Source organism: Streptomyces sp. NPDC059906, assembly GCF_042730645.1.
Taxonomy (GTDB): Bacteria; Actinomycetota; Actinomycetes; order Streptomycetales; family Streptomycetaceae; genus Streptomyces; species Streptomyces rubrogriseus.
The window spans coordinates 76254-101346 of the sequence record NZ_JBHWKU010000010.1; the positions used below are offsets into that span (position 1 = coordinate 76254).

Consider the following 25093-nt stretch of genomic DNA (forward strand, 5'->3'; position numbering starts at 1 on the left):
GCGGCTGCGTGGTCCGGTGCCAGGCCCAGCAGTTCCCGGACGGTCTCCTGGTTCCGGCGGGCCGGCCATGAGCGGCATCGGCAGCCGGAGGCCCAGGCCGGCCGATGCACGGTCCGGGCCAGGGCAGCCGACGGAGCCACTGGGCTACCCGCCCCTCCGGCCACCGCCAGGATCAGGACCCGATGTCCGCCACCCGCTGCACGGGCGCTTCCCCGCCGGTGCAGGTCGAATCCGATCACGCTGTCGTGCACCGGTACCGCCGCCGTCCCGGTGACCGGGGCGCCTTCCGACGTCCCGCGCGCGGCGACCAGCCCCCTCCCACCGGGCCCGGACAGTGCTCGGTTCGGTCGTCCGCAGTGCCGTGCACGTCTCCCCCCGCGTCCTCTCCCTCACGGACGGCGCGGACACCGTCACCCGCCCGCGGTCGCGGTCACGGCAGGTGTCGGACGATGTCGGCGACGGTCTGTGGCTGTGACAGGAACGGGTGGTGGCCCGCTTCCACCTCGACGGCCTTGTCCGCACGGCGGGAGAACTCACGCTGCGCGGCCACGGGGGTGCCGCGGTCCTCGGTGCACACCACGTACGTCGTGGGCATGTCGTGCCACGCCGCCGCCCGGACGGGCTGCTGCGTCACGGCCAGCGTCTGCCGGACCAGACGGGCCGCCGCGTCGCGGGCGAGGTCCGGCGGGCAGTCCTGGGCGAACGTCTCGGCGAACAGCTCCGGCCGGGCGCCGAAGGTGCCGCCGGCGGGATCGAAGTCCAGGAACGGTGGCGGTACGTCGGCTCCGAACGTCGACAGGGACTCGCCGGGCTCGGGCAGGTAGCTCGACACCAGCACCGTGTGGCGCACCGCTGCCACGCCCGCGGCCGCCTCGGCGGCGACGATTCCGCCGTAGCTGTGCGCCACCACCACGATCGGCTCGTCCGACTCGGTGAGGACCGCGCGCACCGCCGCGACGTCCTCGGCCAGCCCGGGGCCCTCCGGACCGGCCGGCCGGTCGCCCTCGCCGCAGCTCGGCAGCGCCGGGGCGGCGCTGCCGATGCCGTGCTTGCGCAGGGCCGAGGCCGCCAGGTGCCACCACCACGACCCGTCACGGACACAGGCCCCGTGCACGAACACAACGCGCATCTCTTCCTCCTTGAATCCCGGCGCCAAGCTCTCCGACCAACGGTAGACGTAGTGCCGGTTACGTGAAAAAGTGCGGCGATGGGTCGACACAAGCAGCCCGAGATCCGCGACCGAATCCTCGACGCCTGCGTCGACCACGCGCTCGTGCACGGGCTCCCCAGCCGCCTCGAGCCGTTCGCGGCCGCGTCCGGCACGTCGGCCCGGATGCTCATCTACCACTTCGGGACCCGGGACGCGTTGCTGCGGGAGACCCTGCGGCGGGCACGGCGACGGCAGCGCGACTTCTTCGGCGCACTGGTCTCCCCCCGGCCCGAAGAGCCCTACCCGAGCACGCTGCGACGAGCCTGGCGGGTCATGACCGGCCCGGCCGGCCGGCCGTACCTCACCATGTTCGGCAGACTCCGCGAGGACGCCGGGCAGCAGTTGTGGCCGGACTTCCGCCGCGAGTCCACCACGGACTGGCTGCGGCCGTTCGAGGAGGGCATGCGCAGTATCGGCCGTCCCGAACTCGCCACGCTCGTACTGGCGGTCGTCCGCGGCCTCATCATGGACATCGAGACCACGGGTGACGTGTCGAGAGCCGACCGGGCCTTCGAGGACTTTCTCGCCGCGCTCGTCCTCGTCACCGGGGCTCACGCCCGCGACGCCGACGGTGAGTCCTGAGCGACGTCTGCCGGGCGGCGCGCCGGTGACGGTCAGGACCGGCGTGCCGCCGGGCCGTCGGCCGACGCCGTACTGGCGCGCACGACCAGCACGGGTTCGACAAAGGCGGGCTCGGGAGCCGCGTCCGGGTCCGCGATGTGCCGCAGCAGGTGGGCGACCGCGAGGGCCCCCATCTCGGCGAACGGCTGGGCCACCGTGGTCAGTGAGGGAGAGCAGTACTCGGCGAGCGCGATGTCGTCGACCCCGACGACGGAGATGTCCTCGGGCACCCTGCGGCCGAGTTCGTGCAGGGCCCGGATCACTCCGAAGGCCATCTCGTCGCTGGCCACGAACACCGCGGTGACGTCGGGGATCTTGCCCAGGACCAGGCCGTTGCGGTATCCGGAGGCGGGTGTCCAGTCCCCCTCCAGCACCGGTGGCACGGACAGTCCCGCCTCCTCGAGGGTCTCGCGCCAGCCGGCGCAGCGACTGGCCGCGTCGAGCCATTCCCGGGGGCCCGACACGTGCCAGACGGCCTCGTGGCCCAGCTCGATCAGGTGCCGGGTCGCGAGCCTTGCCGCCAGGGCCTGGTCGACGGCGACGATCTCGGTGGCCGGGGTCCTCGACCCGTCGACGGTGACGGTCGGCACCGAGCGGGTGAGCCGCTCGATCCTGGGGCTCACGTGCACCAGCGGCACCGAGAGGACGACCCCCTCGACGTCCTGCTCCGCCAGTCGGGACAGCGCGCTCTCGATCGCCGCGGTGTCCAGGGACGCCGTGGCGGCGGTACTGACCGCGTACCCGGCCTCGCGCGCCGCGGCCTCGATGCCGAAGACGAGGTTCGCGCGGGAGTAGAAGGTGGTCCGCAGCGTCACGACGCCGATCGTCCGGCTGCGCCCCGAGGACAGCATCCGCGCCGCGTTGTTCTTGCGGTAACCCAGCTCCTCGACCGCGGCGAGCACCTTGGCGCGGGTGGTGTGCTGGACGTTGGGATGGCCGGCCAGCGTACGGGAGACCGTCTGGGCGGAGACCCCGGCGAGCCGGGCCACGTCGGCCATGCCGGGCTGCCGGACGCCACCGTCGTCGGCCGTCCGCCTGCTCATGGGCGTCCTGCCGGCTGCCGGTGATTCCGATGACATCGCTCGCCTCTCCACGAGAACGGCGGCTCCGACCGCCGTCGCGGGTAATTCGCAGGTAATGGTCCCGCCTCGGAGTCTAGCCAGACGCGACCCATTGGCATCGATAACATCCTCTGCCATAGTTCCCGCCAACGCGGACCTCGCGTGGATCAAGTTTCTCTGAAGACGCCTCTGTCGGCGCGGAGAAAGGCGAGCGGCAACGAGATGGCAGCGATCACACCGAAGCGATCGGTCAGAGTGGACACCTCGACAGCCTCATCATCTCCCCCAAGCGGACGCGGACGGGTCCGGCGGCACGGCGCCGTCGTCGCGGCGCTGGGCCTCACCGCGGGCCTGCTGTCGGCCGCCGCCCTGCCCGCGGGCGCGGCCCCGCCCCGCGCCGCTGCCGCCGCGGCGCCCGCGGAGGCACCGACACCGGTGGAACTGAGCCGGGGCGGGCTGACCGTCACAGTGGCGAGGGAGTTCCCCCAGGTGATCTCCTACCGGCTGGGCCGGCGCGGTCTCGACGGGCGGGCGACGGCCCTGGACAGCTTCACCGTCAACGGCGAGCGCCACCGCGCCACCACCACCATGAAGGCGAAGGGCAGCAGGGCGGTCTACACCTCCACGTTCGAGGACCTGCCCGGCCTCACGATCACCTCCAGCATCACGGTCACCAAGGAGACGACGGTCGTCTTCGCCGTCGAGAAGATCTCGGGCGAGGCCGCGCCGGACGTGCGCACCCTCGCGATCCCCGGTCAGTCCCTGGTCTCCGTCGACTCCGCCGAGCCGGGCGCCAACCTCGCCCGGACGAAGATCTCCACCGACTCGACGACGACCGCCGACCGCTTCATACCCGTCACCGGCGACACCGCCCCGGACAAGGAACCCGTCGGCACCCCGTACGCGTTCGTCGGCAACGCGCAGCTGTCGGCGGGCGTCATCACCAACGCGACCGAGGACTCGCCGCAGGACGACAACACCAACTGGAACACCCGCCTGCAGTCCCGCATCGTCGACGAGGGGGGAGGGCGGCGCCGGGCGGAGCTGTCGCCCGGCACGTACACCTACCACCCCGAGGGCGCCACCGATCCACGGGTCGACACCTACGAGCTGCCCCGGGCGACGGTGGTCCTCGCCGCCGACGCCAACCGGGACGGCACGGTCGACTGGCAGGACGGCGCCATCGCGCACCGGGAGCACATGCGCCGACCGCTCGGCGCCGACCGGGTGCCGGAACGCGTGGTCCAGCGCATCCCGTTCAACTTCGCGAGCCAGGCCACCAACCCGTTCCTGAAGACGCTGGACAACACCAAGCGCATCTCCATGGCCACCGACGACCTCGGGCAGTGGGTGCTGGAGAAGGGGTACGCGAGCGAGGGCCACGACTCCGCCCACCCCGACTACGGCGGCAACGAGAACGTCCGCGCGGGCGGCTGGAAGGACCTGAACCGCCTCACCCGCACCGGCGCCGACTACAACGCCGACTTCGCCGTCCACGTCAACGCCACCGAGGCCTACGCACAGGCCAAGGCCTTCACCGAGGACATGGTCAAGGGCGAGGCCGACGGCTGGGACTGGCTCAACCAGGCCTACCACATCAACCAGCGCAAGGACCTGGGCACCGGCGCCGTCCTCGACCGCTTCAAGCAACTCCGGGAAGACGCGCCGGGTATCAAGACCGTCTACATCGACGCCTACTACTCCAGCGGCTGGCTGGCCGACGGCCTGGCCGCCGAGCTGCGCAGGATGGGCTTCGAGGTCGCCACCGAGTGGGCGTACAAGTTCGAGGGCTCCTCGGTGTGGTCGCACTGGGCGGCCGACAAGAACTACGGCGGCGCCACGAACAAGGGCATCAACTCCGACATCGTCCGGTTCATCGCCAACTCCGACCGCGACGTGTGGAACGTCGACCCGCTGCTCGGCGGGGCCAGCGTCGTCGAGTTCGAGGGGTGGACCGGTCACGACGACTGGAACGCCTTCTACCGCAACATCTGGACCGACAACCTGCCCACCAAGTTCCTCCAGCACTACCAGGTGATGGACTGGGACCTCGGCAAGTCCGCACAGCTCACCGGTGGTGTGAGCGTGAAGTCCGTCGACGGCGAGCGGCGGATCTCCATGGGCGGCGCCGAAGTCCTCCTGGGCGACACCTACCTGCTGCCCTGGGGCAACACCGGCAACACCGGCAACACTGGCAACACGAAGAAGGGCACAGGCACTTCCTCGCCCAGTGACGCCGACAAGATGTACTTCTACAGCGCCTCCGGCGGAGAGCACACCTTCGAACTGACCGACCAGTTCGCGGGGAACAAGAACTTCACCCTCTACGAACTCACCGACCAGGGCCGGGCGAAGAAGACCCGGGTGAAGGCCCATGACGGCCGGGTGACCCTCACCGCCGAGAAGGGGCAGCCCTACGTCCTCGTGCCCGACGGCGGCAAGGCGCCGCACCGCGACGCCCACTACGGCCAGTACACCGGACTGTCCGACCCCGGCTTCAACGCCGGGAACCTCGACGACTGGAACGCCCGCGGCGGCGCCGAGATCGTGCGAGCCGACAACGGCGACAACGTGGTCGAACTCGGCGACAGCGCCTCCGGCATCTCCCAGCGGGTCCGCGGTCTGACCCCGGGCAAGCGCTACACCCTTGCCGCGGACGTCGAGATCGCCCCCGGCCTACGCCGGGCCACCACGCTACGGGTGCGCGGTGGAACGGGCACGGAGGCCCGGACCTTCGACATCACACCGGCGCGGAACAAGATGGCCGCCGACGAGAAGCGGGACACCTATTCCCAGCGAGCCTCCGTCTCGTTCACCGCGCCACGCCACGGCACGGTCACCGTGGAACTCGGGGCCGTCGCCGGTGGCGCCCCGGTGGTCCTGGACGACGTACGGGTCATGGCGGACACCACCGCCCCGCTCCCCCGCTCCCAGGACGGCACGGTCGTCGCCCACGACGACTTCGAGGGCAACCAGCCCGGCTGGGGACCGTTCGTCAAGGGCGACGCCGGAGGCGTCACCGACCCCCGCACCAGCATCAGCGACCTGCACGCGCCCTACAGCCAGAAGGAGTGGAAGAACACCTACTCCCCCTACGACACCGGCACGCTGAAGGGCAAGGCCGTCGACGACGTACTGGCCGGCCGGCACTCGCTCAAGTCCCACTCGGAGAACACGGGACTGGTCCACCGCACGACCCCCGCCACGGTGCCGTTCGAGGAGGGCCACACGTACAAGGTCTCCTTCTCCTACCAGACCAACATCGAGGGCCAGTGGGCCTGGGTCACCGGCGCGGACAAGGTGGCCGACGGGAAGACCACCTCCCGGGACATCACCCGCGACGCCCTGGAGCCCGCCCTGGACACGGCGGCCTACTCCCGCGAGATCGTGGCCGGCTGCGGGGACACCTGGGTCGGACTGCGCAAGCTCGGCAGCGCCCGGGGCACTGACCTCGTCCTCGACGACTTCACCGTCACGGACCTGGGCGAGGCCGAGGGCGGGGCCGCCTGCGCCGGGGTCACCGCCCCCTCCGGCGCCGAACTGAGCCCCGGGGTGCCCGGTGAGTACGTCACTGCTTTCACCAACCACGAGTCCGCGGACGCCACCAACGTCGGCGTCGCGCTCCAGGGCCTCCCCGAGGGCTGGAAGGCGGAGGTGACCAAGAAGAACGGCAACCTCTTCGCGAGCGTGAAGCCCGGCGCGACCGTCCGTACCGGCTGGCTCCTCACCCCGCCGGCCGACGCCACCGACACCTCCCCCGACTGGAAGGTGACCGCCACCTACGCCCACGCGGGGGCCACCAAGACGGTCTCCGCGGCCGGGGGCGCCGCACTGACCGACGAACCGGTGCTCGCGCCCGGCTCGACGACCGCGACGGCCGACTCGGAGAACACGTCCTCGGGGGCCGCCGAGGGGCCGGTGTCCAATGTCCTCGACGGTGACGCCGGCACCATCTGGCACACCGACTACACCACCTCCCAGGCGCCGTATCCGCACTGGGTGACGCTGAAGCTCGGCGGCGCCGCCGACGTCGACGGGTTCGGGTACCTGGGCCGGCAGAGCGGAGGCCGGAACGGACGCGTCGGCGACTACGAGGTCGCCGTGTCGGACGACGGCGAGGACTGGACGACCGTGGCCAGTGGCACCCTGAAGGACGTCACACAGACCCAGCGCGTCTCCTTCGACCGGGTCCGCGCCTCCTACGTGCGCTTCACCGCACTGAACGCGCTCAACGGGCAGCCCTACGCGGCCGCGGCGGAGATGCGCGTGTACGGCGTGCCCGTGGACCTCCCCACGGGCTACCCGCCGGGCGAACGCCCCGCCGACGCCCGCTGAGACACCGCCGGGTGCGGCTCGCCCCTCCCCAGGGGCGGGCCGCACCCGGCCGCCGCCCGCCCGGGCGTCAGTCGAAGGTCTCGACGTACTCCTCCGACGGGCCGAGATCGGGGCCCTCGCGCAGGGTGACGCGGTCGCCGAGGCGTTCGAGTTCGAGCACGGTCAGGGTGTTGTCGCCGGGGCGCAGGAGCGGACCGGGCAGGTAGAGCGTGGTCTGCGGGCCTATCTCCCAGTAGCGGCCCAGCAGGGTGTCGTTGACCCAGAGGAAGCCCTTGCCGAACCCGGGCAGGGCGACGAAGGCGTCCGCGGGCTCGGCCACCGGCAGGACGGCGGTGGCGAACCCGGCCCGGCCGTCCGAGGGGGCGGCCGCCGCGGCGCGTGCCGTGTCCCGCGCCGTCCACGCGTCGAGCGGCAGCGGACGCATCGTCCAGCCGTGCACCAGCCGGCGCTCCACCCGCACCCCGCCGAGGATGCCCTTGCCCTGGCCGAGCAGCGGACCGTAGTTGATCCGCCCCTGGTTCTCCACCAGCAGCGCCAGCCGGATTCGTGCCCCGGTGCCGGTGACGGTGAACGAGGCGCTCTCGCGGTCCAGTACGGCGACGGGTGTGTCGTCGACGAAGACCTGGGCGCGGTCGTGCAGTCCCGTGACGGTCACCTCGTGGTCCCCCGGCGGCAGCAGCGGCTCGGCCTCGTAGAGCACCAGGCCGGAGGCCAGGGACAGTTCCTCGAAGCTCAGCGGGAGCGGTGCGGTCACGGGCTCGGCCGCCGCCCGCAGGGCGTCGAGCAGGGCCGCCCGCCCGACGACCGGCAGGTCGCGGGGTGCCAGCAGCGGTGGGTCCGCGGGCAGCGGGCGCCGGGCCGCGGCGGGGTCCAGCGCGGTCAGCCTGTCCCGCAGGGCGAAGAACTTCGGGGTCAGGGCGCCGTTCTCGGCGATGGGGGCGTCCGAGTCGTAGCTGGTGACGGTCGGGCGGATGGTGCCGCCCTCGTGGTTGGCGCCCGCCCACAGTCCGAAGTTGGTGCCGCCGTGCGCCATGTAGAGGCTCACGGAGCCGCCCTCGTCGAGGATGCCGCCGAGGTCCCCGGCCGCGCTCGGGGCCGGCCGTACGTGGTGCTTGTCGCCCCAGTGGTCGAACCAGCCGTTCCAGAACTCGGCGCAGAAGAACGGCTCTGCGGGCCGGCGGGAGCGCAGCAGCGCCGCGGCCCGGTCGGGGCGTGAGCCGAAGGTCGCCGCGGCCAGTTCGCCGGGCAGCGCGCCGCCGTCCTGCATCAGCGGGGTCGGTCCGTCCGCGGTGTAGAGCAGTTCGGTGATGCCCCGGGCGACGAGGGCGTCCCGGATGTGGCGGACGTAGGCGCGGTCGTCGCCGTAGCTGCCGTACTCGTTCTCGATCTGCACGGCCACGACCGGTCCGCCCCGGCCGGCCTGGAGTTCCGCGACCCGCGGGACGAGCGCGTCGAACCAGCGGTCGACCGCTTCGAGGTAGGGGCCGTGGGAGGTGCGCAGCCGCATGCCGGGAGTGCCGGTCAGCCAGGCGGGCAGACCGCCGTTGTCCCACTCGGCGCAGATGTAGGGACCCGGCCGCACGACGACGTCCAGCCCCGCTTCCTGGGCGAGCCGGATGAACCGGGCCAGGTCGCGCGGGCCGTCGAAGCGGATGTCGCCCGCGGTGCGCTCGTGGAAGTTCCAGGGGACGTAGGTGTCGACCGCGTTCAGGCCGAGGGCGGCCAGCCGCCGGAGCCGGTCGGCCCAGTGCCCGGGGTGGACCCGGAAGTAGTGCAGCGAGCCCGCCAGCAGGCGGTGCGGGCGCCCGTTCCGCAGGAGGGTGCCGTCGGCGTACGACAGGGTGGACCGCTTCACAGCTCCTCCTTGGCAGGGGATGGCGCGGAGGACCGGAAACCGGACCGGCCATCGGTAGCTGTGACTATGACAGATGATGTTATCGATGCCAATCGCCGTGCGTACGCCCGAGGTGAGGAGCTGCGACGGCGGTTCAGCGTGCCTGGCATCGATCTCACCACGGACCTCACCAACCCAGCCCGGGACCGCCGGGCCCGGGTCAGCGGAGCTTCACGGCCCCGCCGTCGGCCATCACGGTCTGCCCGGTCATGTACCGCGCGTCGTCGCCGGCCAGGAAGGCGACGACGGGGGCGACGTCGCGGTCCGGGTCGCCGAAGCGGCCCAGCGGCACCGAGGCGGCGGACTGCGCGTACTGCTCGGGACGGGCCTCGGCCCACTGGGCCACCCCGGCGGTCAGGGCCATCGGGCAGACGACGTTGACCCGGATGTTGTGCGGGGCCCATTCGTTGGCGGCCACCCGGCTCAGGCCGCGGATCGCTTCCTTCGCCGCGGCGTAGGAGGCCTGGTTCGGCTGACCGTTCAGACCGGCGCCGGAGCCGAAGTTGACGACGGAGGCGTTGCCGGACCTCTTCAGCTCGGGCAGTGCGGCGAGCATGAAGTTGCGGGTCGCGTACAGACCGGTGTCCATCGCGAGGTTCCAGTCGTCGTCCGTCTGCTCCTCGAACGGCTTCTGCCGCGACACGCTGGCGTTGTTCACCAGCACGTCGAGGGACCCGAACCGGTCGACGGCGGTTGCCACGGCCGCGTCGGCGACCTTCCGGTCACCCACGTCGCCGCGCAGGAAGACCACGGCGTCACCGAGTTCGGCGGCGATGCGCCGCCCGGCCTCCTCCTGCAGGTCGACGACGACGACCCGGGCGCCGCGCTCGACGAAGATCCTGGTCACGGCGGAACCGATCCCGCTGGCGCCCCCGGTGACGATGGCGGTCCTGCCCTGCAGTGTGCGTGCGTCCATGATGTCGGCCGTTCCTTTCCTCGCTATGATGTGCATGTTACATACACATGATGCCGGACGGCGGACGGGAGCGGGGCACATGACGGAGCCGAGCGGGCGGGATCACCCCCTGGACGACCTGGAACGCGAGCTGACCCTGTTGTCGAGGCACTTCATCGCGTCACGCGGCCCGCGCATCGGCCAGAGCCTCGACCGGTCCGCCTACGTCCTGCTCACCCGGCTGGAGACGGGCGACCCCCTCACCCTCAGGGAACTGGCGCACACCTTCCAGGCCGACGTGTCCACCATCAACCGCCAGATGGGCAGCATGCTCCGGCAGGGCCTCGTCGAGCGCATCGACGCCACCACCAAGGGCGGCGCCCGCACCTTCCGGCCCACCCCGCTGGGCCTGGAGCGGCTGGCGGCCGACCGTGCCATCAGCCGGGCGGGGGCCGCGCGGCTGATCGACGCGGCGGGCTGGGACGAGGACCGCACCCGGCAGTTCCTCACCCTGATGGTCGAGTTCAACCACGGCATCGAGGAGCTCGAGGAGCGCGCCCGCAACCACCCCTGAACCGCCGGCCGCACCTCCTCCGAGCCCCGCACCACGCCGCCCCACCGCCACTCTCCCGCTCCGGGAACTTCCTTGTGCCGCAAGGGCGTTGAGGCCGTTGCGGGGCTGAAGAGGAGTGGACATGACACAGGAGCTCGCGCGGGATCCGTGGCGGCTGCTGCTGATCGAGGACGACCGGGAACTGGTCGTCATGCTTTCCGACGTACTGCGGGACGAGGGCTACGCGGTCGATGTGGCGACCGACGGCCAACGGGGCCTGCACCTGGGCCTCACCCGGCGCTACGACGTGTTCGTCGTCGACCGGCGGCTGCCGGTGCTGGACGGCCTCGACCTGCTGGGCCGGCTGCGCACCCGCGCGGTCCGCACCCCGGCACTGATACTGACCGCGATGGGCACCGTGCACGACCGGGTCGACGGCCTGGACGCCGGCGCCGACGACTACCTGGTGAAGCCGTTCGAGCTGGACGAACTGGGCGCCAGACTGCGGGCGCTGTGCCGGCGTTCCCTGGAGGGCGGTGGCGTCCTGCGGATCGGTTCGGGACGTCTGCACGTCGGGCGGCGCGAGGTGGAGGCCGCGGACGGCGAGCGGATCGCGCTCGCCGCGCGGGAGTTCGCTCTGCTGTGGGTGCTCGCCTCGCACCCCGACGCCGTCCACACCCGGGCTCAGCTGCGCCGGCTGGTGTTCGAGGAGGCGCCCGCCTCCTCCATCGTCGACACCTACGTCTACTACCTGCGCCGCAAGCTCGGCCGGCAGGTGGTGCGCACGGTGCACGGACTGGGCTACCGCCTGGGGGCGTTGTGAGCGCGTCGGCGTCCGGGGAGCGGGCGGCCGTCCGCCGGGCCCGCCTGCGCGTCGGCGTGCTGACCGGCGCGATCATCACCCTGCTGGTCACCGTCGTGGGCGGGGTCGCCGACACCGTCATGACGCGGGCGCAGAGCGACCAGGTGTGGCGGGAGCTGCGCTACGGCGCGGAGCGCGGCGACCTGTCCAGTCCGCCGGTGTGCACCTGGCTGTTCGCGCGCGGCGCGACGCCGTTGGCCAACGCCCCGGCGGGCTTCCCCGTGGAGAGCGACATGCGGCGGGTCGGCCGGACCCACGAGGCGGTGGAACGCACGGTGGGACGCGACGACACCCGGTATCTGGTGCGTACGCAGGTCCGGGCGGACGGGAAGGTCGTGCAGGCGGTGTTCGACCTGCGGTTCCAGCTGGCCGACCGCCGGCACCTGTGGTTCGCGCTGGGCGTCGCCGAGGTGGTGGGCCTGCTGGCCGCGGCCGTCACCGGGGTGGTCCTGGGGCGGCTCGCCGTGTCCCCGCTGGCCGAGGCGCTCACCCGGCAGCGCCGGTTCGTCACGGACGCCAGCCACGAGCTGCGCACCCCGGTCACCCAGGTGTACACGCGGGCGCAGCTGCTGGCGCGGCAGGCGGCGGCGCAGGATCTGCCCGCCCGGCACCGCGAGGGGCTGACGCGGCTGGTCGGGTCGGCCGGCCGGCTGGGCGAGGTGCTGGACGACCTGCTGTTGTCCGCGAGCCTCGCGGCGGGCCCGGCGCGGCCTTCGGAGCACCGGCCGGTCGACCTGGCGGCGCTGGCCCGTGCGGTGGTCGCGGAGGAGGCGGACCGCGCGCGGGAGGGCGGTCTCACCGTCGTCGTGGACGGACCGCCGCGCCCCTTGTTCGTGCACGGGGTCGAGTCGGCGCTGCGCCGGGCCGTCGGGGAGCTGCTGTCCAACGCCGTCGGCCACACCCCGCCGGGCGGGCGGATCGAGGTCGCCCTGGCACGGGGGCGCGGGACGGTCACGCTGACCGTCGCGAACACCGGGAAGGGCTTCGAACCCGCCGAGGCGGAACGCCTCTTCGAACGGTTCCACCGGGGCGGGTCCACCGGCCGGTACGGGCTGGGGCTGGCGCTGCTGCGGGAGGTCGTCACCCACCACGGCGGTACGGTCGCCGCGACCGGACGCCCCGGACACGGCGCCCGGTTCACCGTCCGGCTCCCGCTGGGCGGTCCCCCGGCCGTCTCCGTCCCGCCGCCCCGGGGCCGGGTGCCCCGCCTCGTGCCACGCCGGGTCAGGGCCGGGCGTACCTGACCAGCAGGCGGGCGGCGGCACGTACGTCCGAGTCCAGCGGGCGGTCCGGGTCGACCGGGGGGATCGCGTCGGCGAGGGCGTCCAGGAGGTCCCCGCACCGGGGTGCGGTGGGGCGGCGGGCTCCGACGTGGGCGGCCTGGCGCAGGCCGAGGGCGAGCGACCCGCACAGCAGACCGAGCAGCTCGGCCGTGTCGTGGGCGCGCAGGGCGGCCTGGGTGCCGAACGGGACGACGTCCTGGTTGTGCAGGTTCGTCGGCAGGCTCTGCATGCCGGCCGGGGTCGCGGCGCGGCGGATCTCCGCCACGAACGCGGTGGTGGCCAGCTGCACGCCCTGCAGCCCGTGCTGCGCCCCGGGCTCGGTGGCGAGCATCGGCGGCAGCCCGCCGTTGCGGGCCGGGTCCACCAGGAGGTCCAGCTGGCGTTCGGCGAGGTTGCCCAGCTGGGCGGCGACGGAGGCGAGCAGGTCGGCGGCGAACGCGGCGGGCTGCCCGAAGAAGTTCCCGCCGTGCACGACCTTCCCCGCCCCCACGTCGTCGGTGCCGGAGCCCGGGCCGGGAGCGGGGAAGAACAGCGGGTTGTCGCTGACCCCGCCGAGGTCGGCGGCGACGACACCGTCGACGTGGCGCAGCGCGTCCTCTGCGGCGCCCAGCAGCTGCGGGGCGCAGCGGATGCTGTACGGCTCCTGCAGCGGCCGGGTGCCCGACGGCGTGCCGCCCGCCAGGGTGCGCCGCATCCGGCCGCCCACGTCGACGGCGCCGGGGTGGCCGTAGGCCCGCAGCAGGTCGGCGTCGAGGAAGCCGGTGTCGCAGCCGAGGAGGTCGGTCAGCAGGCAGGTGAGCGCGGTGAGCGAGCGGTGTGCGGCGCGCACGGCGTCGAGGGCCAGGGCCGTGGCCGCGGTGGTGACGGAGGTGCCGTTGACCAGGGCGAGCGCGTCGCGTCCGTCGAGGGCGAGGGGGCGCAGTCCGGCGGCGGTCAGCGCGTCCCCGGCCGGCATCCGGTCGCCGTCCAGGTAGGCGTGGCCCCGGCCGCGCAGTGCCTGGGTGGCGTAGGCGAGCGGGATGAGGTCGCCGCTCGCGCCGACGGAGCCGTAGCGGGGGACGGCGGGGGCGAAGGTGGTGGCGAACATCGCCGCGAGCCGGTCGACCGCCTCGGCAGACACCCCCGAGAGCCCCTGGGCGAGGGAGCGGGTGCGCAGCAGCAGGGCGGCGCGGACGATGCCGGGCGGGAGGTCCGGTCCCTGGCCCGCGCCGAGGTGGGCCAGGGTGTTGTCGCACTGGTCGGCGTCGTCGGGGCGGCCGGGGTAGCCGACGAGGGCGCCGAAGCCGGTGTCGGCGCCGTAGATCCGGCGGTCCGCGCCGCCGGGGCCGTGCCGCAGCGCGTGGAAGAGGCGGCGCCCGCGTTCGAGGCGGGCGCGGGCCTCCTCGTCCACCGTGACGGTGAGGGGCTGCGCCGCGCGGCGCAGGACCGCGGGGTCCAGGGGGCCGGTGAGCGGGACGGTGTCCGTGGGTGTGAGCACACCGGGAAACGTAGGCCGGGGATCTCAGAGCGCTCTGAAATCCCGTGGCTACCTTCCGTGGCATGAGCCACGACTGCCATGACTACCTCATCATCGGAGCGGGCCCCGCCGGCCTGCAGCTCGCCTCCCTCCTGGAGCGGGACGGCGCGGACTACGTCGTCCTGGAGCGCGGCGGCGTGCCGGGCGCGTTCTTCACGCGCTTCCCGCGGCACCGCTACCTGATCTCGAACAACAAGGTGCACACCGGCTACGACGACCCGGAGCTGCGGCTGCGGATGGACTGGAACTCGCTGCTGAGCGACGACCCGGAGCTGCTGTTCACCCGGTACAGCCCCCGCTACTTCCCGGCCGCCGACGACCTGGTGCGCTACCTGGCGGACTTCGCCGACCGGACCGGGGTGCGGGTGCGCTACGACACCGCGGTGCGGCACGTCACCCGCGACGCCGAGGAGTTCACCGTCACCGACGACGCCGGGACGCGGTGGCGGGCGAGGCACCTGGTGGTCGCCACCGGCATGCCCGTGCCGAACCTGCCGTCGATCCCGGGCGTCGAACTGGCCGAGCGCTACGACACGATCGACACCGACCCGGCGGGCTACACCGATCAGCGGGTGCTGATCATCGGGCGGGGCAACTCCGCGTTCGAGACCGCCGAGAACCTGATGGAGAACGCGGCGGTCATCCACGTGGCCGGCTCGGGCTCGCTGCGCATGGCCTGGCGGACGCACTACGTGGGACACCTGCGGGCGGTCTACAACAACTTCCTGGACAGCTACCAGCTCAAGTCCCAGAACGCCCTCCTGGACGGCCGGGTGCTGGACATCCGGCGGGACGCGGACGGCTACCGGGTCCGGTTCGCCTTCGAGCGCAACGAGGACGTCGTCAAGGACCTGCGCTACGACCGGGTGATCGTGGCGACCGGGTTCCGCTGCGACGTCTCGCTGTTCGACGAGACCTGCACGCCGGACCTGATGGTCGACGGCCGATTCCCGGAGCTGACGCCGCTGAGCGAGTCGGTCAACGTGCCCGGCCTGTACTTCGCCGGGACGCTGATGCAGGGCCGGGACTTCCGCAAGGCCACGACCGGCTTCATCCACGGCTTCCGCTACATGGTGCGGGCCCTGCACCGGGGACTGCGGCAGCGCCACCACCAGGAGCCGTGGCCCGCGACGGAGTTGGGGGACACCACGGAGCGGGCCGTGGACGCCGTGATCGGCCGGGTCAACCGGTCCTCGGCCCTGTGGCAGCAGTTCGCCGTCCTCGGCGACCTGCTGACGCTCACCCCGGACGGCACCATGCGCTACGCCGAGGAGGTCCCGGTCGCCCAGGTGCCGGACGCCGTGGACGCCGGGGACTTCGGGGACGTCGAGGCGCACGCCGTGATCACCCTGGAGTACGGCAAGGACCACGACCTCGTCGACCCCTTCGACGTGAGCGCCGGCCGCGGGTCCCAGTACGACGTCTCGGGAATGGACGGCCGCTATCTGCACCCGGTCGTGCGCTGGTACCGGCGGGGCGCGTTCGTCGCCGAGCACCACCTGGCGTCGAACCTGGAGAACGAGTGGGACAGCGAGGAGTACCACCGCGCCCCGCTGCGGGCGTTCCTCGCCGCCCGGCGCGACGCGGCGGCCCCGGTGGCGCCGTGACCCTCCGCGACCTGCACGACGCGGCGCGCGCGGCACTCGACCCGGTCCACTACGACTACGTGGCGGGCGGCGCGGGCGAGGAGCGCGCGCTGGCCGCCAACGCGCGGGCCTTCGACCGGTACGCGCTGCTGCCCCGGGTGCTGAGCGGCGCCACGCGGCGGGAGACGGCCGTGGACCTGCCGGGCGCACGGGGCGCGGCGCCGGTGGTGGTCGCGCCGACGGCGTTCCACCGGCTGCTGCACCCGGACGGGGAGCGGGCCACGGCGCGGGCCGCCGCGGCCGAGGGCGCCGTCCTGGTGACGGGCGTCGCCGCGACGACGGCGGTGCCTGCCGTCGTCGCGGCGGCCCGCGAGGCGGCCCCGGACCCGGCGGTGTGGTTCCTGCTCTACCCGCACCCGCGCCGGGAGGTCACCGAGGCGCTGGTGCGACGGGCCGAGGGGGCCGGCTGCACGGCCCTGGTCGTCACCGCCGACTCGCCGCGCTTCGGCCGCCGCACCCGGGACCTGCGCAACGGGTTCGACGACCTGCCGCCCGGCTACGCCGCGGAGAACATGCGCGACCTGCCCGGTGCCCCGCCGGGCGCCCTCACCGACATCCCGATGCATCCGGCGGCGTCCTGGCGGGACTTCGCCGAGACGGTGGGCACGACCTCGCTGCCCGTGTGGGTCAAGGGGGTGCTCCACCCGGCGGACGCGCGGCTGGCCGTGGAGCACGGCGCGGCGGGGGTGATCGTCTCCAACCACGGGGGCCGTCAGTGCGACAGCGCCGCGGCGTCCGTCGACTGCCTGCCCGCGGTCGTCGAGGCGGTCGCCGGTGCGGTGCCGGTCCTCCTGGACGGCGGGGTGCGCCGGGGCGGTGACGTGGCCGTCGCCCTCGCGCTGGGCGCGGCGGCCGTCGGCGTGGGACGCCCCGTGCTGTGGGGGCTGGCGGCCGAGGGCGAGGCGGGCGTCCGTCAGGTGCTGCGGACGCTGCTCGACGAGTACGACCACACGCTCGCCCTGTGCGGCGGGCGCCGCAACGCCGACCTGAGCGCCGACATGGTCGTCCGCGGGGACGCGCCGTGGTGGGGGGAGGCGGCGTGGTGAGCGGCACCCGGCGGCCCGCCTCGTGGTGGCTGCCGCGCACCGTGGTGGCGTTGCGGGTGCGGGTCTTCGAGAAGGTCAACGGCGACCGGGTGGTGACCCTGCCCAACGCCGCCCACGGCCCCGAGGTGTTCGAGCGGGTGTACGCCCATCCCGCGGTGAACGGCCGGAGCGCGGGCGCGGGCCTGTCCGACCTGTTCTGGTACTGGCTCGCGCCGGGTTCCGAGGTGCACCAGGAGCATCTGGAGCCCGGTGAACGCTACGACGAGGTCGCCGCGACGACACGGCGGATCCTCGCCGGCTCGTCCGCCGGACTCGCCGGGGCGGCCGGGCGGGCCGTCGCCGACGTCCTGGACACGGTCCCGCTCACCCGCGTCGGCCTGGTGCGGCTGCGGGACCTGCTCATGCCCGCCTGGGCCGCCTTCGCCTACGAGCTGGTCTTCGGCCGGCCGTGCCCGCCGCACGCCCGGGACCTGATCACCGCGCACGCCGACGACGTGATCACCGCCCTCAAGTGCACCGGACTGCGGCACCCGCGACGCCGGGCCCGGCTGACGGCGTACCTCGGCGAGCGGATCGCCGCCGGGGACGTGCCGCACCGCCTGCCGGCCTCCCTCTCCCCGTCCGAGCAGGCGCTGTACCTGCAAGGGACGTTCTTCAACACGTCGGTCGTCCAGCTGTCCGAGGCGACCGCGCACGTGCTGCTCGCCCTGGCCCGCCACCCGCGGGTGCAGCACCGCCTGACGGAACGCCCGGACGACGACCGGTACCTCGCGCACGTGATCGACGAGACGCTGCGCCTGTACCCGCTGTTCGGGATCGCCCACCGCATCACCACGGACGAGGTGCCGCTCGACGACACGACGGTGCTGCCCGCCGGGTCCGTGGTGTGCTTCAGTTACCCCGACTACCAGGCCACGGGCCACGAACGGCCGGGCGAGTTCGACCCGGACCGCTGGTCCGACCCCGCGGCCAGGAAGGCCCCGTACATCCCGTTCGGGGTGGCGGCGAACCGTCCCTGCCCCGCGTGGCGGGTGTCCCCGATCGTCCTGCGCGTCGCCGTGCGCGAGGTGCTGACTCGGTTCCGGCTGGACTCGACGGCCTCGCACACCCGCTCCAACCCGCACCGCGCGCCGTGTCTGCTGATCCCTCGCGGCCTCGCCCCCGGCCGGCGCCGGCTGGCGGCCCTGCGCCGGTTCGTCCGGCTGCGGGACGGCGTGGAGGACGTCACCCGGGGCGTGCGGCAACTGGTGCTCGGCACGGTCATGGTGCTGCACGCCCGGCGGCTGCGCCCGGCGGCCCGGTACTTCGAGGAAGCACGCTCCGGACGCTGTCCGGCCGCCCACCCCACACAGAGCAAGGAGAGCAACGGATGAGCACCACGGAACTGGGCCCGGCCTTCTTCCTCTCGGTCGTCGTGATCCTCGCCGTCTGCCGGATCGTCAGCCGGATCCTCCAGTCCGTCGGGCAGCCGCCCGTCGTCGGGGAGATGCTCGCGGGCGTGGTCCTGGGCCCCTCGGTCCTGGGCGCGCTGCTGCCCGGCGTCGAGTCGGCCCTCTTCCCCACCGAACTGCGGCCGGTGCTCTACGTGGTGGGGCAGATCGGGCTGGTGGCGTTCATGTTCCACGTCGGCTGGGACTTCCGCGCGGACCGGCTCCGGGGCGTCGCCCGGTCGGCCGGGCTGGTGTCGGCGGCGGGGCTGGTGGTGCCGATGGTGCTCGGGGTGGTGCTCATCGCCGCCGTCGGCGAACGCACCGGCGCGCTCGCCCCGGACGTGTCGCTGACGGTGTCCGGCCTGTTCGTCGGCGTCGCGCTGGCGGTGACGGCGTTCCCGATGCTGGCCAGGATCATCGCCGAACGGAACCTGGCCAAGACCCGGTTCGGCGCCCTGTCCCTCGGGGCCGGCGCGGTCGACGACGCCGCGGCCTGGGTGCTGCTCGCCGGGGTCTTCGGCATCGCGGGCGGCAGCGCCGGGAAGGTCTCGGTGGCCGTCGCCGGGGGCCTCGGCCTCCTCGCGGTACTGGCCGTGGGCGTGCGGCTGCGCGACCGGACGGCGCTGCTCGCCGAGCGCACGGGTGCCGACCAGCTCCTGCTCGCCCTCGTCGGCGTGCTGTTCCTGATCGCCTGGTACACCGACGTCATCGGGCTGTACGCGGTGTTCGGCGCGTTCAGTCTCGGCGTCGTCTTCCCCCGCTCGGAGCGGCTGGACCGCACGGTCGGGACACTCCAGCCGGTGGGCGCGGTCTTCGTTCCGCTGTTCTTCACCTACTCGGGGCTGAACACCGACTTCACCCTGCTGGGTTCGGGTCCGGTCCTGTTCTTCACCGCGGGGTGCGTGGTGGTCGCGGTCGTCGGCAAGTTCGGCGCCTGCTGGCTCGCGGCGCGGGGGGCGGGCGAGCCCAACCGGGTCGCCCTGCGGGTGGGGGCGCTGATGAACGCGCGCGGACTGATGCAGCTGGTCGCCCTCAACCTGGGGCTCGCGGCGGGGATCGTGACGCAGGCGATGTTCAGCGCCCTGGTGGTGGTCGCCATCACGACGACCGTCATGGCGACGCCGCTGCTGGCCCTGCTGGACCGGCGGGACCGGTTGCGCGCCGGCCGCCCGCGGGAGGCCGTCGCCGTGGGCGGGCGATGAACGGGGGCCGGCCGGACCGGTCCGGCCGGTCCGGCCGGTCAGGTCCCCCGCGTCAGCCGCCGCTTGTCCGGTTTCCCGGCGGCGGTGAGCGGCACTTCGTCGATGAGGGTCAGCCGCGTCGGCGCGCAGGCCTCGCCGAGCCGCGCCGCCACCAGCGCCCGAAGGTCGTCGAGAGCGGGTACGCGATCGGCCGTGGGGACGACGAAGGCGTGCACGGCCTCCCCCGTGGCATCGTCGGGCACGGCGACGACGTACGCCTCGGTCACCGCCGGGTGGCGGGCGAGCAGTCGCTCGATGGGACCGGTGTAGTGCACGTTGGCGTCGACGATGACCACGTCCCGGACGCGTCCCGAGAGCCACAGCCTGCCCCGGGCGTCGAGACTCCCGAGGTCCCGCGTGCGGACCCAGCCGTCCACGAACACCTCGTCGCCGAGCGCGGGCTGCCCCCAGTACCCGGCACCCTGCGAGGGCGTGCGGGCGAAGATCTCCCCCTCGGTGCCGGCCGGGACGGGGCGACCGGAGGGGCCCCGGACCTCCAGGTCGACGGGCGGCACGCCGAGCGAGCCGGGCGGGTCGGCGGGCGTGGCCATGGAGATCATGCCGGTCTCGGTCTGTCCGTACCCGTGGAAGACGACCGGGCCGAGCACCTGCGCGGCCGCCCGCGCCCGGCCCGGTTCCAGCGGCGAACCGGAGACCATGAGCGCGCGCAGGCCTCCGAGGTCGACGGGCGCGGCACGCAGCTGCGTCACGAGCCGGTTCAGCCGTCCGACCGTGATGACGCTCGCGGTCGCCCGGTGGCGCACGAGGGCCCCGGGGAGGTCGGGCGGGCCGGCGGAGACCAGGACGCCGCCGGCGGCGAGTGCGAGCAGGCCGTACTCCAGCATCACCTGGCTGGCCAGGGTGCCGAAGACCAGGAACCTGTCCAGTCGGCCCGCCAGTTCCCGGACCGCCGGCGGCCAGTCCCGCGGCCGCAGCGCCCACGCCGCCGTCATCGCCGCGTACGTCTGGGCGCACGCCTTGGGAACGCCGGTGCTGCCGCTGGTGTGGACGAGCCGGGCGACGTCCTGCGGCCGTGCCGAGACGCGGGGCCGCAGACCGTCGTCGGGGGCCGCGAGCAGCTCGTCGAGCGGCAGGACGGTCCCCGGCGGCCGGAGGTCCGTTCCGCCCGGCACGCCGGGCCGGTCCGTGACCGTGGCCGTGACCCCGGCGTCACGCAGGAGGGCCGCACGCTGGTGGTCCGTCAGGCCGGGCCGTACGCCGACGACGCGGGCTCCGACCGTGTGCGCGGCGATGACGGCGGCGAAGGCCTCCGGGCCGACGCCGAGCAGCAGGGCCAGGCCGCGGCCCGGCCCGACGCCGCGCTGCCGCAGGGCGGCCGCCACCCGCCGGGTCATGCCGAGCAGGTGCCGCCCGCTCACCTCCCGGCCGTCGTGCTCGAAGACCGTGCGGTCGCCCGCCGCGTCGAGGAGGTCGAGGACCGCACCGGGGAACTGTTCCGTCATGGCGCTCCTTCACGAGACCGGTTGACCGCACACCACCGGCCGGACGCTAACGGCGCGGTATCAGAGGACTCTGAGACGCGGGCCGGCGCACACACCTTCCGGTGCGTACGCCGGCCCGCCCGCGCCCGGGGTCGAGGTCGAGCGGTACGGCGGTCAGCAGGCGCCGAGGTCCTCCCAGACCCCCCATTCGCCGGTGGTGCCGGGTTCCTCGCCCGTCACCCACCACTTGGCACGCCAGGTGTAGCCGTCGTGGGAGACGGTCTCGCCGCCGTTGTAGACGCTCCCGGCGCTCCAGGCTCCCGCGACGCAGTCGCCCGGCTGGTCGCCGCCGCCGTCGTCTCCGCCGCCGTCGTCACCACCGCCGTCGTCACCACCGCCGTTTCCGCCGCCGATGTTGACGTCGATGCAGGCGTAGAAGGCGTTGGCGGTGTCGGCGATGTTCCAGACCGCGAGCACCTTCTGCTGACCGCTGAACCCGGTGAAGTCCAGCTGGTGACTGACCGAGGCGGGCGGCTGGGCGCCGTGACCGTCGAACTGGGCGATCTTCTGGTTCCCGATGAAGTACTGCCAGTTGCTGGTGGCGTGCCGGGCCTCGATGGTCCACGTGAAGGTGTGCGTGGTGCCGATCGGTGTGACCCGCCAGCCCTTGGCGTCGTCGTCCAGGTCGGCCCACCGGGCGTCTCCGCCACTGCAGTTGCGCAGCCCCTTCGGACCCTCGACGCTCGCCGGTTCCCACTTGATCGGCCCGCACTGCACCACGCGGTTGGCGCACTGGTCCTGTCGGCTCCCCGGCGAGACCACCCAGCCGTGGGCGCTCGCGGTGGGCGCCGGCAGACTCAGGGCCACCACGGGAGCGACCAGCGCTCCCACGGCGGCGGCCACTCGTCTTTTCATGCGCATGACATCACTTTTCCCTTCGGTCCACGTCGGATCAGCCTGCCCCGGCTTACGACGGTGCCGATGAGGCAACCCCGCACCGCAGGTCTAGACCTACGCGTGCAGGTCTAGACCTTAGCGAAGGAGTGGGGGCCGTCAAGGGGGTGAGCACCGCCCCCGGGCCCGGTGGGGCTCCCGCGCGGCGCGGACCAGCGCGTCGAACAGGCCCTGCTGCGCCGTGTCGTGGGCCGCCGTGTCCTCCGGGTGCCACTGCACGGCGAGGAACCACCCGCCGGCCGCGGGCGCTTCCACCGCCTCGACCGTTCCGTCGGCGGCGCGAGCGGTGACGGCCAGTCCCTCACCGAGCCGGTCGACGTGCTGGTGGTGGTAGCAGGATGCCTCGATCTTGTCGGTCCCGGTGACGGCCGCCACGGTGGAGCCGGGAGTGAGGCGGACCGGGTGCCTGACGTGCCGATGGTCGCGGCCCGGGCCGCCCATGTCCTGGTGGAGGGTGCCGCCCAGCGCGGTGTTGACCACTTGCAGCCCCCGGCATATGGCCAGCAGCGGCAGTCCCAGCACCGGTGCCTGCCGGGCGGCCTCCAGGTCGAACGCGTCCTGTTCGTCGTCCACGTCGTAGACGGCTTCGTGGGTCCGCCCGGCCCCGTAGCGGTGCGGTGCGAGATCTCCGCCGCCGGGGAGCAGGATGCCGTCGAAGCGGGCGAGGCGGGCCGCGGTGCCGGCCGGGTCGCCGTGGCCGGCGGGGGCGTACGGGTGGATCGTGACGGGTTCGCCGCCCGCCCGCCAGACCGCTTCGACCAGGGCCCGGGCGTTGACCTCGGCGGCGTGGCGCAGCGCCGAGGCGGTGGCCGAGTAGCGTGCCGGGATCGCGATGAGCGGGCGGGCGGGACGGATCACAGCCGGATCCAGGTGGTCTTGAGTTCGGTGTACTTCTCCAGGGCGTGGGCGGACTTGTCGCGGCCGTTGCCCGACTGCTTCACGCCTCCGAAGGGGACGGTGAGGTCCCCCTCCTCGTAGCAGTTGACCCAGACGGTGCCGGCTCTCAGGGCGCGGGCGACCCGGTGCGCGGTGGACAGGTCGGAGGTCCACAGCCCGGCCGCGAGCCCGTAGTCCGTGGAGTTGGCGAGGGTCACCGCCTCGTCGAGGTCGTCGAAGGCGAGGACGGACAGGACCGGGCCGAAGACCTCCTCGCGCGCGAGCGCGGATTCCGGGGCGACGCGGTCGAACACGGTGGGCCGCAGGTACGCGCCGCCGGTTTCGGCCAGGATCCGCTCTCCGCCGGTGCGCAGCCGCGCACCGGTGCCGACGGCGGTGCGGATGTGGCCGAGCACCCGGTCGAGATGGTCCCGGCCGGCCAGCGCGCCCATCTCGGTGGCCGGATCGAGGGGGTCGCCGACGCGCAGCGCGCGGGCCCGCTCGACGACCGCTTCGGTGACGCGTTCGGCGACGGAGGAGTGCACGAGCAGCCGGGAGGGCGCCGTGCACATCTCACCCTGGTTGAAGAAGATGCCCCAGGCGGCGGTCGCGGCGGCCTGCTCCAGGTCGGGGGCGTCGGGGAGGACGATGTTGGGGGACTTGCCGCCGAGTTCGAGCCAGACGCGCTTGAGGTTGGAGTCCGCGGCGTAGCGCAGGTAGTGCCGGCCCACGGCCGTGGAGCCGGTGAAGGCGAGGACGTCGACGTCGGGGTGGAGGCCGAGCGCGCGTCCGGCGACCGGCCCGTGACCGGCCACGACGTTGAGGACACCGGGCGGCAGCCCCGCCTCGTCGGCGATGCGGGCGAGGAGCAGGGCGGACAGCGGCGACTTCTCCGAGGGCTTGAGGACGATCGTGCAGCCGGCCGCCAGCGCGGGTGCGATCTTCCAGCCGGCGAGCGTCAGGGGGAAGTTCCAGGGCACGACCGCCCCCACGACGCCCGACGGTTCGCGGGTGACGAGGGCGAGGGAGTCGGGCGCGGTGTGCGGGGACTCGTCGGTGAGCTTGTCGGCCAGCTCCCCGTACCAGCGGAAGGTGGCGATCAGGGCGCGCAGTTCGATGTCGTGGGCGTCGGTGACGGGCTTGCCCATCTCCAGGCTCACGGTGAGGGCGAGGTCCGCCCGCCGCCGCTCGATCAGGTCGGCGACGCGCAGCAGCGTCCGGCCGCGCTCGGCGGGCGCGAGCCGTGGCCAGGGCCCGTGGTCGAAGGCCCGGCGGGCCGCAGCGACGGCCAGGTCCACCTCGGCTCCGCCGCCGTCGGCGACCTCGGCCAGCTCCGTGCCGTCCCTCGGGGACACGACGGTGAACGTGCCGCCTCCGTCGTGTGCGCGGCCGTCGATGACGTGCGAGCCGGGGAACCGGAGCGTCGCGGCCCGGCGTGTCCAGTCGGCGTAGGTGGCGTCCACGGTGCGTCCTCGTTTTCCTTCGGGTCGAGCCGGGTCATCAGGTCGGGGCGGTCGCGTCGGACCGGGGCGGTCACGTCGGACCGGGGCAGGGCAGGGCAGGGGCTGCGGCGGCTCAGCTCCCGGTCGCGCCCTCGCCGTCGTCGCCCTACTCGACGTCGTCGCCGTCCTCGGCCAGCCGCTCCAGCAGCGCCCGCAGCTCGGCCAGCGCCTCCTCGGTCACCTCTCGCTCGCCGAAGACGAGCTGGTGCAGCACGAGGCCCTCCAGAGCCGCGAAGACCAGCCGGGACAGCCCCCGGTCGACCGGCCGGGACAGGATCCTGGACAGGTCGCGGCGCGCGGTCTCGAAGTACTCGTCGTACAGGGCGCGCAGCCGGGGCATCAGTTCCGGCCTGCGCCGGGACTCCAGGAGCAGTTCGTACTGGAACGCCTGGAGGTCGGGACCGGACTCCACCATGCCGCCCAGACCGGCGGCGAAGTCCTCGGCCCGCTCCGCGCCGGTGTCGAGGGAGCTGACGTCCAGCGAGGAGCGGAAGGCGTGGTCCACGGCCTCCTCGATCAGCGCGTCACGGGAGCCGAAGTGGTGGACGACCAGCCCGTGGGTGACTCCGGCCTCCTCGGCGACGGCCCGGTAGGTCAGCCCCCGCAGCCCGACCCGGGCCACCACGCGTACGGCGGCGTCCAGCAGGGCGCCGCGCCCCGACCCGTAGTTCGTCACGGGTTTGCGGGTGCCGGGCGGGTCCGCGCGGTCGACGGGGTCGGTCATGC

The 25093-nt window shown here is 73.7% G+C and carries 19 protein-coding genes; 9 read left to right on the forward strand and 10 right to left on the reverse strand.

The window, feature by feature from the left end; translation table 11 throughout:
• Positions 1-430: 430 nt before the first annotated feature.
• Positions 431-1129 (reverse strand): alpha/beta hydrolase, encoded by a 699-nt coding sequence (locus ACFV9J_RS17555; protein WP_385355119.1) that lies wholly within the window; start codon positions 1127-1129, stop codon positions 431-433.
• A 78-nt stretch (positions 1130-1207) separates the two neighbouring features.
• Between ACFV9J_RS17555 and ACFV9J_RS17560 the strand changes: the two genes are divergently transcribed.
• Positions 1208-1792, forward strand: coding sequence for a TetR/AcrR family transcriptional regulator (locus tag ACFV9J_RS17560; protein ID WP_385355121.1), 585 nt, complete (start codon positions 1208-1210; stop codon positions 1790-1792).
• A gap of 32 nt (positions 1793-1824) precedes the next feature.
• Here the strand turns inward: ACFV9J_RS17560 and ACFV9J_RS17565 are convergent, their stop codons facing one another.
• The gene (locus tag ACFV9J_RS17565) at positions 1825-2874 is read right to left on the reverse strand and encodes a LacI family DNA-binding transcriptional regulator (protein WP_385355124.1); all 1050 of its coding nucleotides are present in this window, start codon (positions 2872-2874) and stop codon (positions 1825-1827) included.
• Positions 2875-3147: 273 nt separating this feature from the next.
• On the opposite strand from ACFV9J_RS17565, the gene ACFV9J_RS17570 reads away from it, so the two are divergent.
• Positions 3148-7227: an endo-alpha-N-acetylgalactosaminidase family protein gene (locus tag ACFV9J_RS17570; RefSeq protein WP_385355127.1), complete on the forward strand. Its 4080-nt coding sequence runs from the start codon at positions 3148-3150 to the stop codon at positions 7225-7227.
• Positions 7228-7294: 67 nt separating this feature from the next.
• Here ACFV9J_RS17570 and ACFV9J_RS17575 read toward each other — a convergent pair whose 3' ends face one another.
• Together ACFV9J_RS17575 and ACFV9J_RS17580 are read right to left on the reverse strand one after the other, a co-directional pair.
• Positions 7295-9082 (reverse strand): glycoside hydrolase family 35 protein, encoded by a 1788-nt coding sequence (locus ACFV9J_RS17575; RefSeq protein WP_385355129.1) that lies wholly within the window; start codon positions 9080-9082, stop codon positions 7295-7297.
• 199 nt (positions 9083-9281) lie between these two features.
• Positions 9282-10037, reverse strand: coding sequence for an SDR family NAD(P)-dependent oxidoreductase (locus ACFV9J_RS17580; protein ID WP_385355132.1), 756 nt, complete (start codon positions 10035-10037; stop codon positions 9282-9284).
• Between the two features lie 79 nt (positions 10038-10116).
• On the opposite strand from ACFV9J_RS17580, the gene ACFV9J_RS17585 reads away from it, so the two are divergent.
• From ACFV9J_RS17585 to ACFV9J_RS17595, 3 genes are all read left to right on the forward strand, one after another.
• Positions 10117-10590: a MarR family winged helix-turn-helix transcriptional regulator gene (locus ACFV9J_RS17585; RefSeq protein ID WP_385355135.1), complete on the forward strand. Its 474-nt coding sequence runs from the start codon at positions 10117-10119 to the stop codon at positions 10588-10590.
• Between the two features lie 121 nt (positions 10591-10711).
• Positions 10712-11392 (forward strand): response regulator transcription factor, encoded by a 681-nt coding sequence (locus ACFV9J_RS17590; RefSeq protein ID WP_385355137.1) that lies wholly within the window; start codon positions 10712-10714, stop codon positions 11390-11392.
• Complete coding sequence (locus ACFV9J_RS17595) at positions 11389-12675, forward strand: sensor histidine kinase (RefSeq protein WP_385355139.1); 1287 nt, start codon at positions 11389-11391, stop codon at positions 12673-12675. The genes ACFV9J_RS17590 and ACFV9J_RS17595 overlap by 4 nt, the downstream gene beginning before the upstream one ends.
• Here the strand turns inward: ACFV9J_RS17595 and hutH are convergent.
• On the reverse strand, positions 12656-14191 hold the full coding sequence (gene hutH / locus ACFV9J_RS17600; protein ID WP_385355141.1) for a histidine ammonia-lyase: 1536 nt from the start codon (positions 14189-14191) through the stop codon (positions 12656-12658). The genes ACFV9J_RS17595 and hutH overlap by 20 nt on opposite strands.
• Before the next feature lie 62 nt (positions 14192-14253).
• Here hutH and ACFV9J_RS17605 point away from each other — a divergent pair, with 62 nt between their 5' ends.
• The 4 genes from ACFV9J_RS17605 to ACFV9J_RS17620 are packed head-to-tail and all read left to right on the forward strand — an operon-like array spanning position 14254 to position 19554.
• Positions 14254-15837 (forward strand): NAD(P)-binding domain-containing protein, encoded by a 1584-nt coding sequence (locus tag ACFV9J_RS17605; RefSeq protein ID WP_385355143.1) that lies wholly within the window; start codon positions 14254-14256, stop codon positions 15835-15837.
• Positions 15834-16922: an alpha-hydroxy acid oxidase gene (locus tag ACFV9J_RS17610; RefSeq protein WP_385355146.1), complete on the forward strand. Its 1089-nt coding sequence runs from the start codon at positions 15834-15836 to the stop codon at positions 16920-16922. The genes ACFV9J_RS17605 and ACFV9J_RS17610 overlap by 4 nt, the downstream gene beginning before the upstream one ends.
• Entirely contained in the window at positions 16919-18295 is a 1377-nt protein-coding gene (locus ACFV9J_RS17615) for a cytochrome P450 (protein ID WP_385355148.1), read from the forward strand. The genes ACFV9J_RS17610 and ACFV9J_RS17615 overlap by 4 nt, the downstream gene beginning before the upstream one ends.
• Positions 18292-19554 (forward strand): cation:proton antiporter, encoded by a 1263-nt coding sequence (locus ACFV9J_RS17620; protein ID WP_385355150.1) that lies wholly within the window; start codon positions 18292-18294, stop codon positions 19552-19554. Before ACFV9J_RS17615 ends, ACFV9J_RS17620 begins: the two co-directional genes overlap by 4 nt.
• A 38-nt stretch (positions 19555-19592) precedes the next feature.
• On the opposite strand, the gene ACFV9J_RS17625 is transcribed toward ACFV9J_RS17620, so the two are convergent.
• From ACFV9J_RS17625 to ACFV9J_RS17645, 5 genes are all read right to left on the reverse strand, one after another.
• Positions 19593-21056, reverse strand: coding sequence for a class I adenylate-forming enzyme family protein (locus ACFV9J_RS17625; RefSeq protein ID WP_385355153.1), 1464 nt, complete (start codon positions 21054-21056; stop codon positions 19593-19595).
• A 153-nt stretch (positions 21057-21209) separates the two neighbouring features.
• Positions 21210-21956: a lytic polysaccharide monooxygenase gene (locus ACFV9J_RS17630; RefSeq protein ID WP_385355155.1), complete on the reverse strand. Its 747-nt coding sequence runs from the start codon at positions 21954-21956 to the stop codon at positions 21210-21212.
• Positions 21957-22088: 132 nt separating this feature from the next.
• The gene (locus ACFV9J_RS17635; RefSeq protein WP_385355157.1) at positions 22089-22847 is read right to left on the reverse strand and encodes a gamma-glutamyl-gamma-aminobutyrate hydrolase family protein; all 759 of its coding nucleotides are present in this window, start codon (positions 22845-22847) and stop codon (positions 22089-22091) included.
• Positions 22844-24328 carry an aldehyde dehydrogenase gene (locus tag ACFV9J_RS17640; protein ID WP_385355159.1) on the reverse strand — a complete coding sequence of 495 codons (1485 nt, stop codon included), beginning with the start codon at positions 24326-24328 and terminating at the stop codon, positions 22844-22846. Before ACFV9J_RS17640 ends, ACFV9J_RS17635 begins: the two co-directional genes overlap by 4 nt.
• A gap of 145 nt (positions 24329-24473) precedes the next feature.
• The gene (locus ACFV9J_RS17645; protein ID WP_385355161.1) at positions 24474-25091 is read right to left on the reverse strand and encodes a TetR/AcrR family transcriptional regulator; all 618 of its coding nucleotides are present in this window, start codon (positions 25089-25091) and stop codon (positions 24474-24476) included.
• Positions 25092-25093 lie beyond the last annotated feature (2 nt).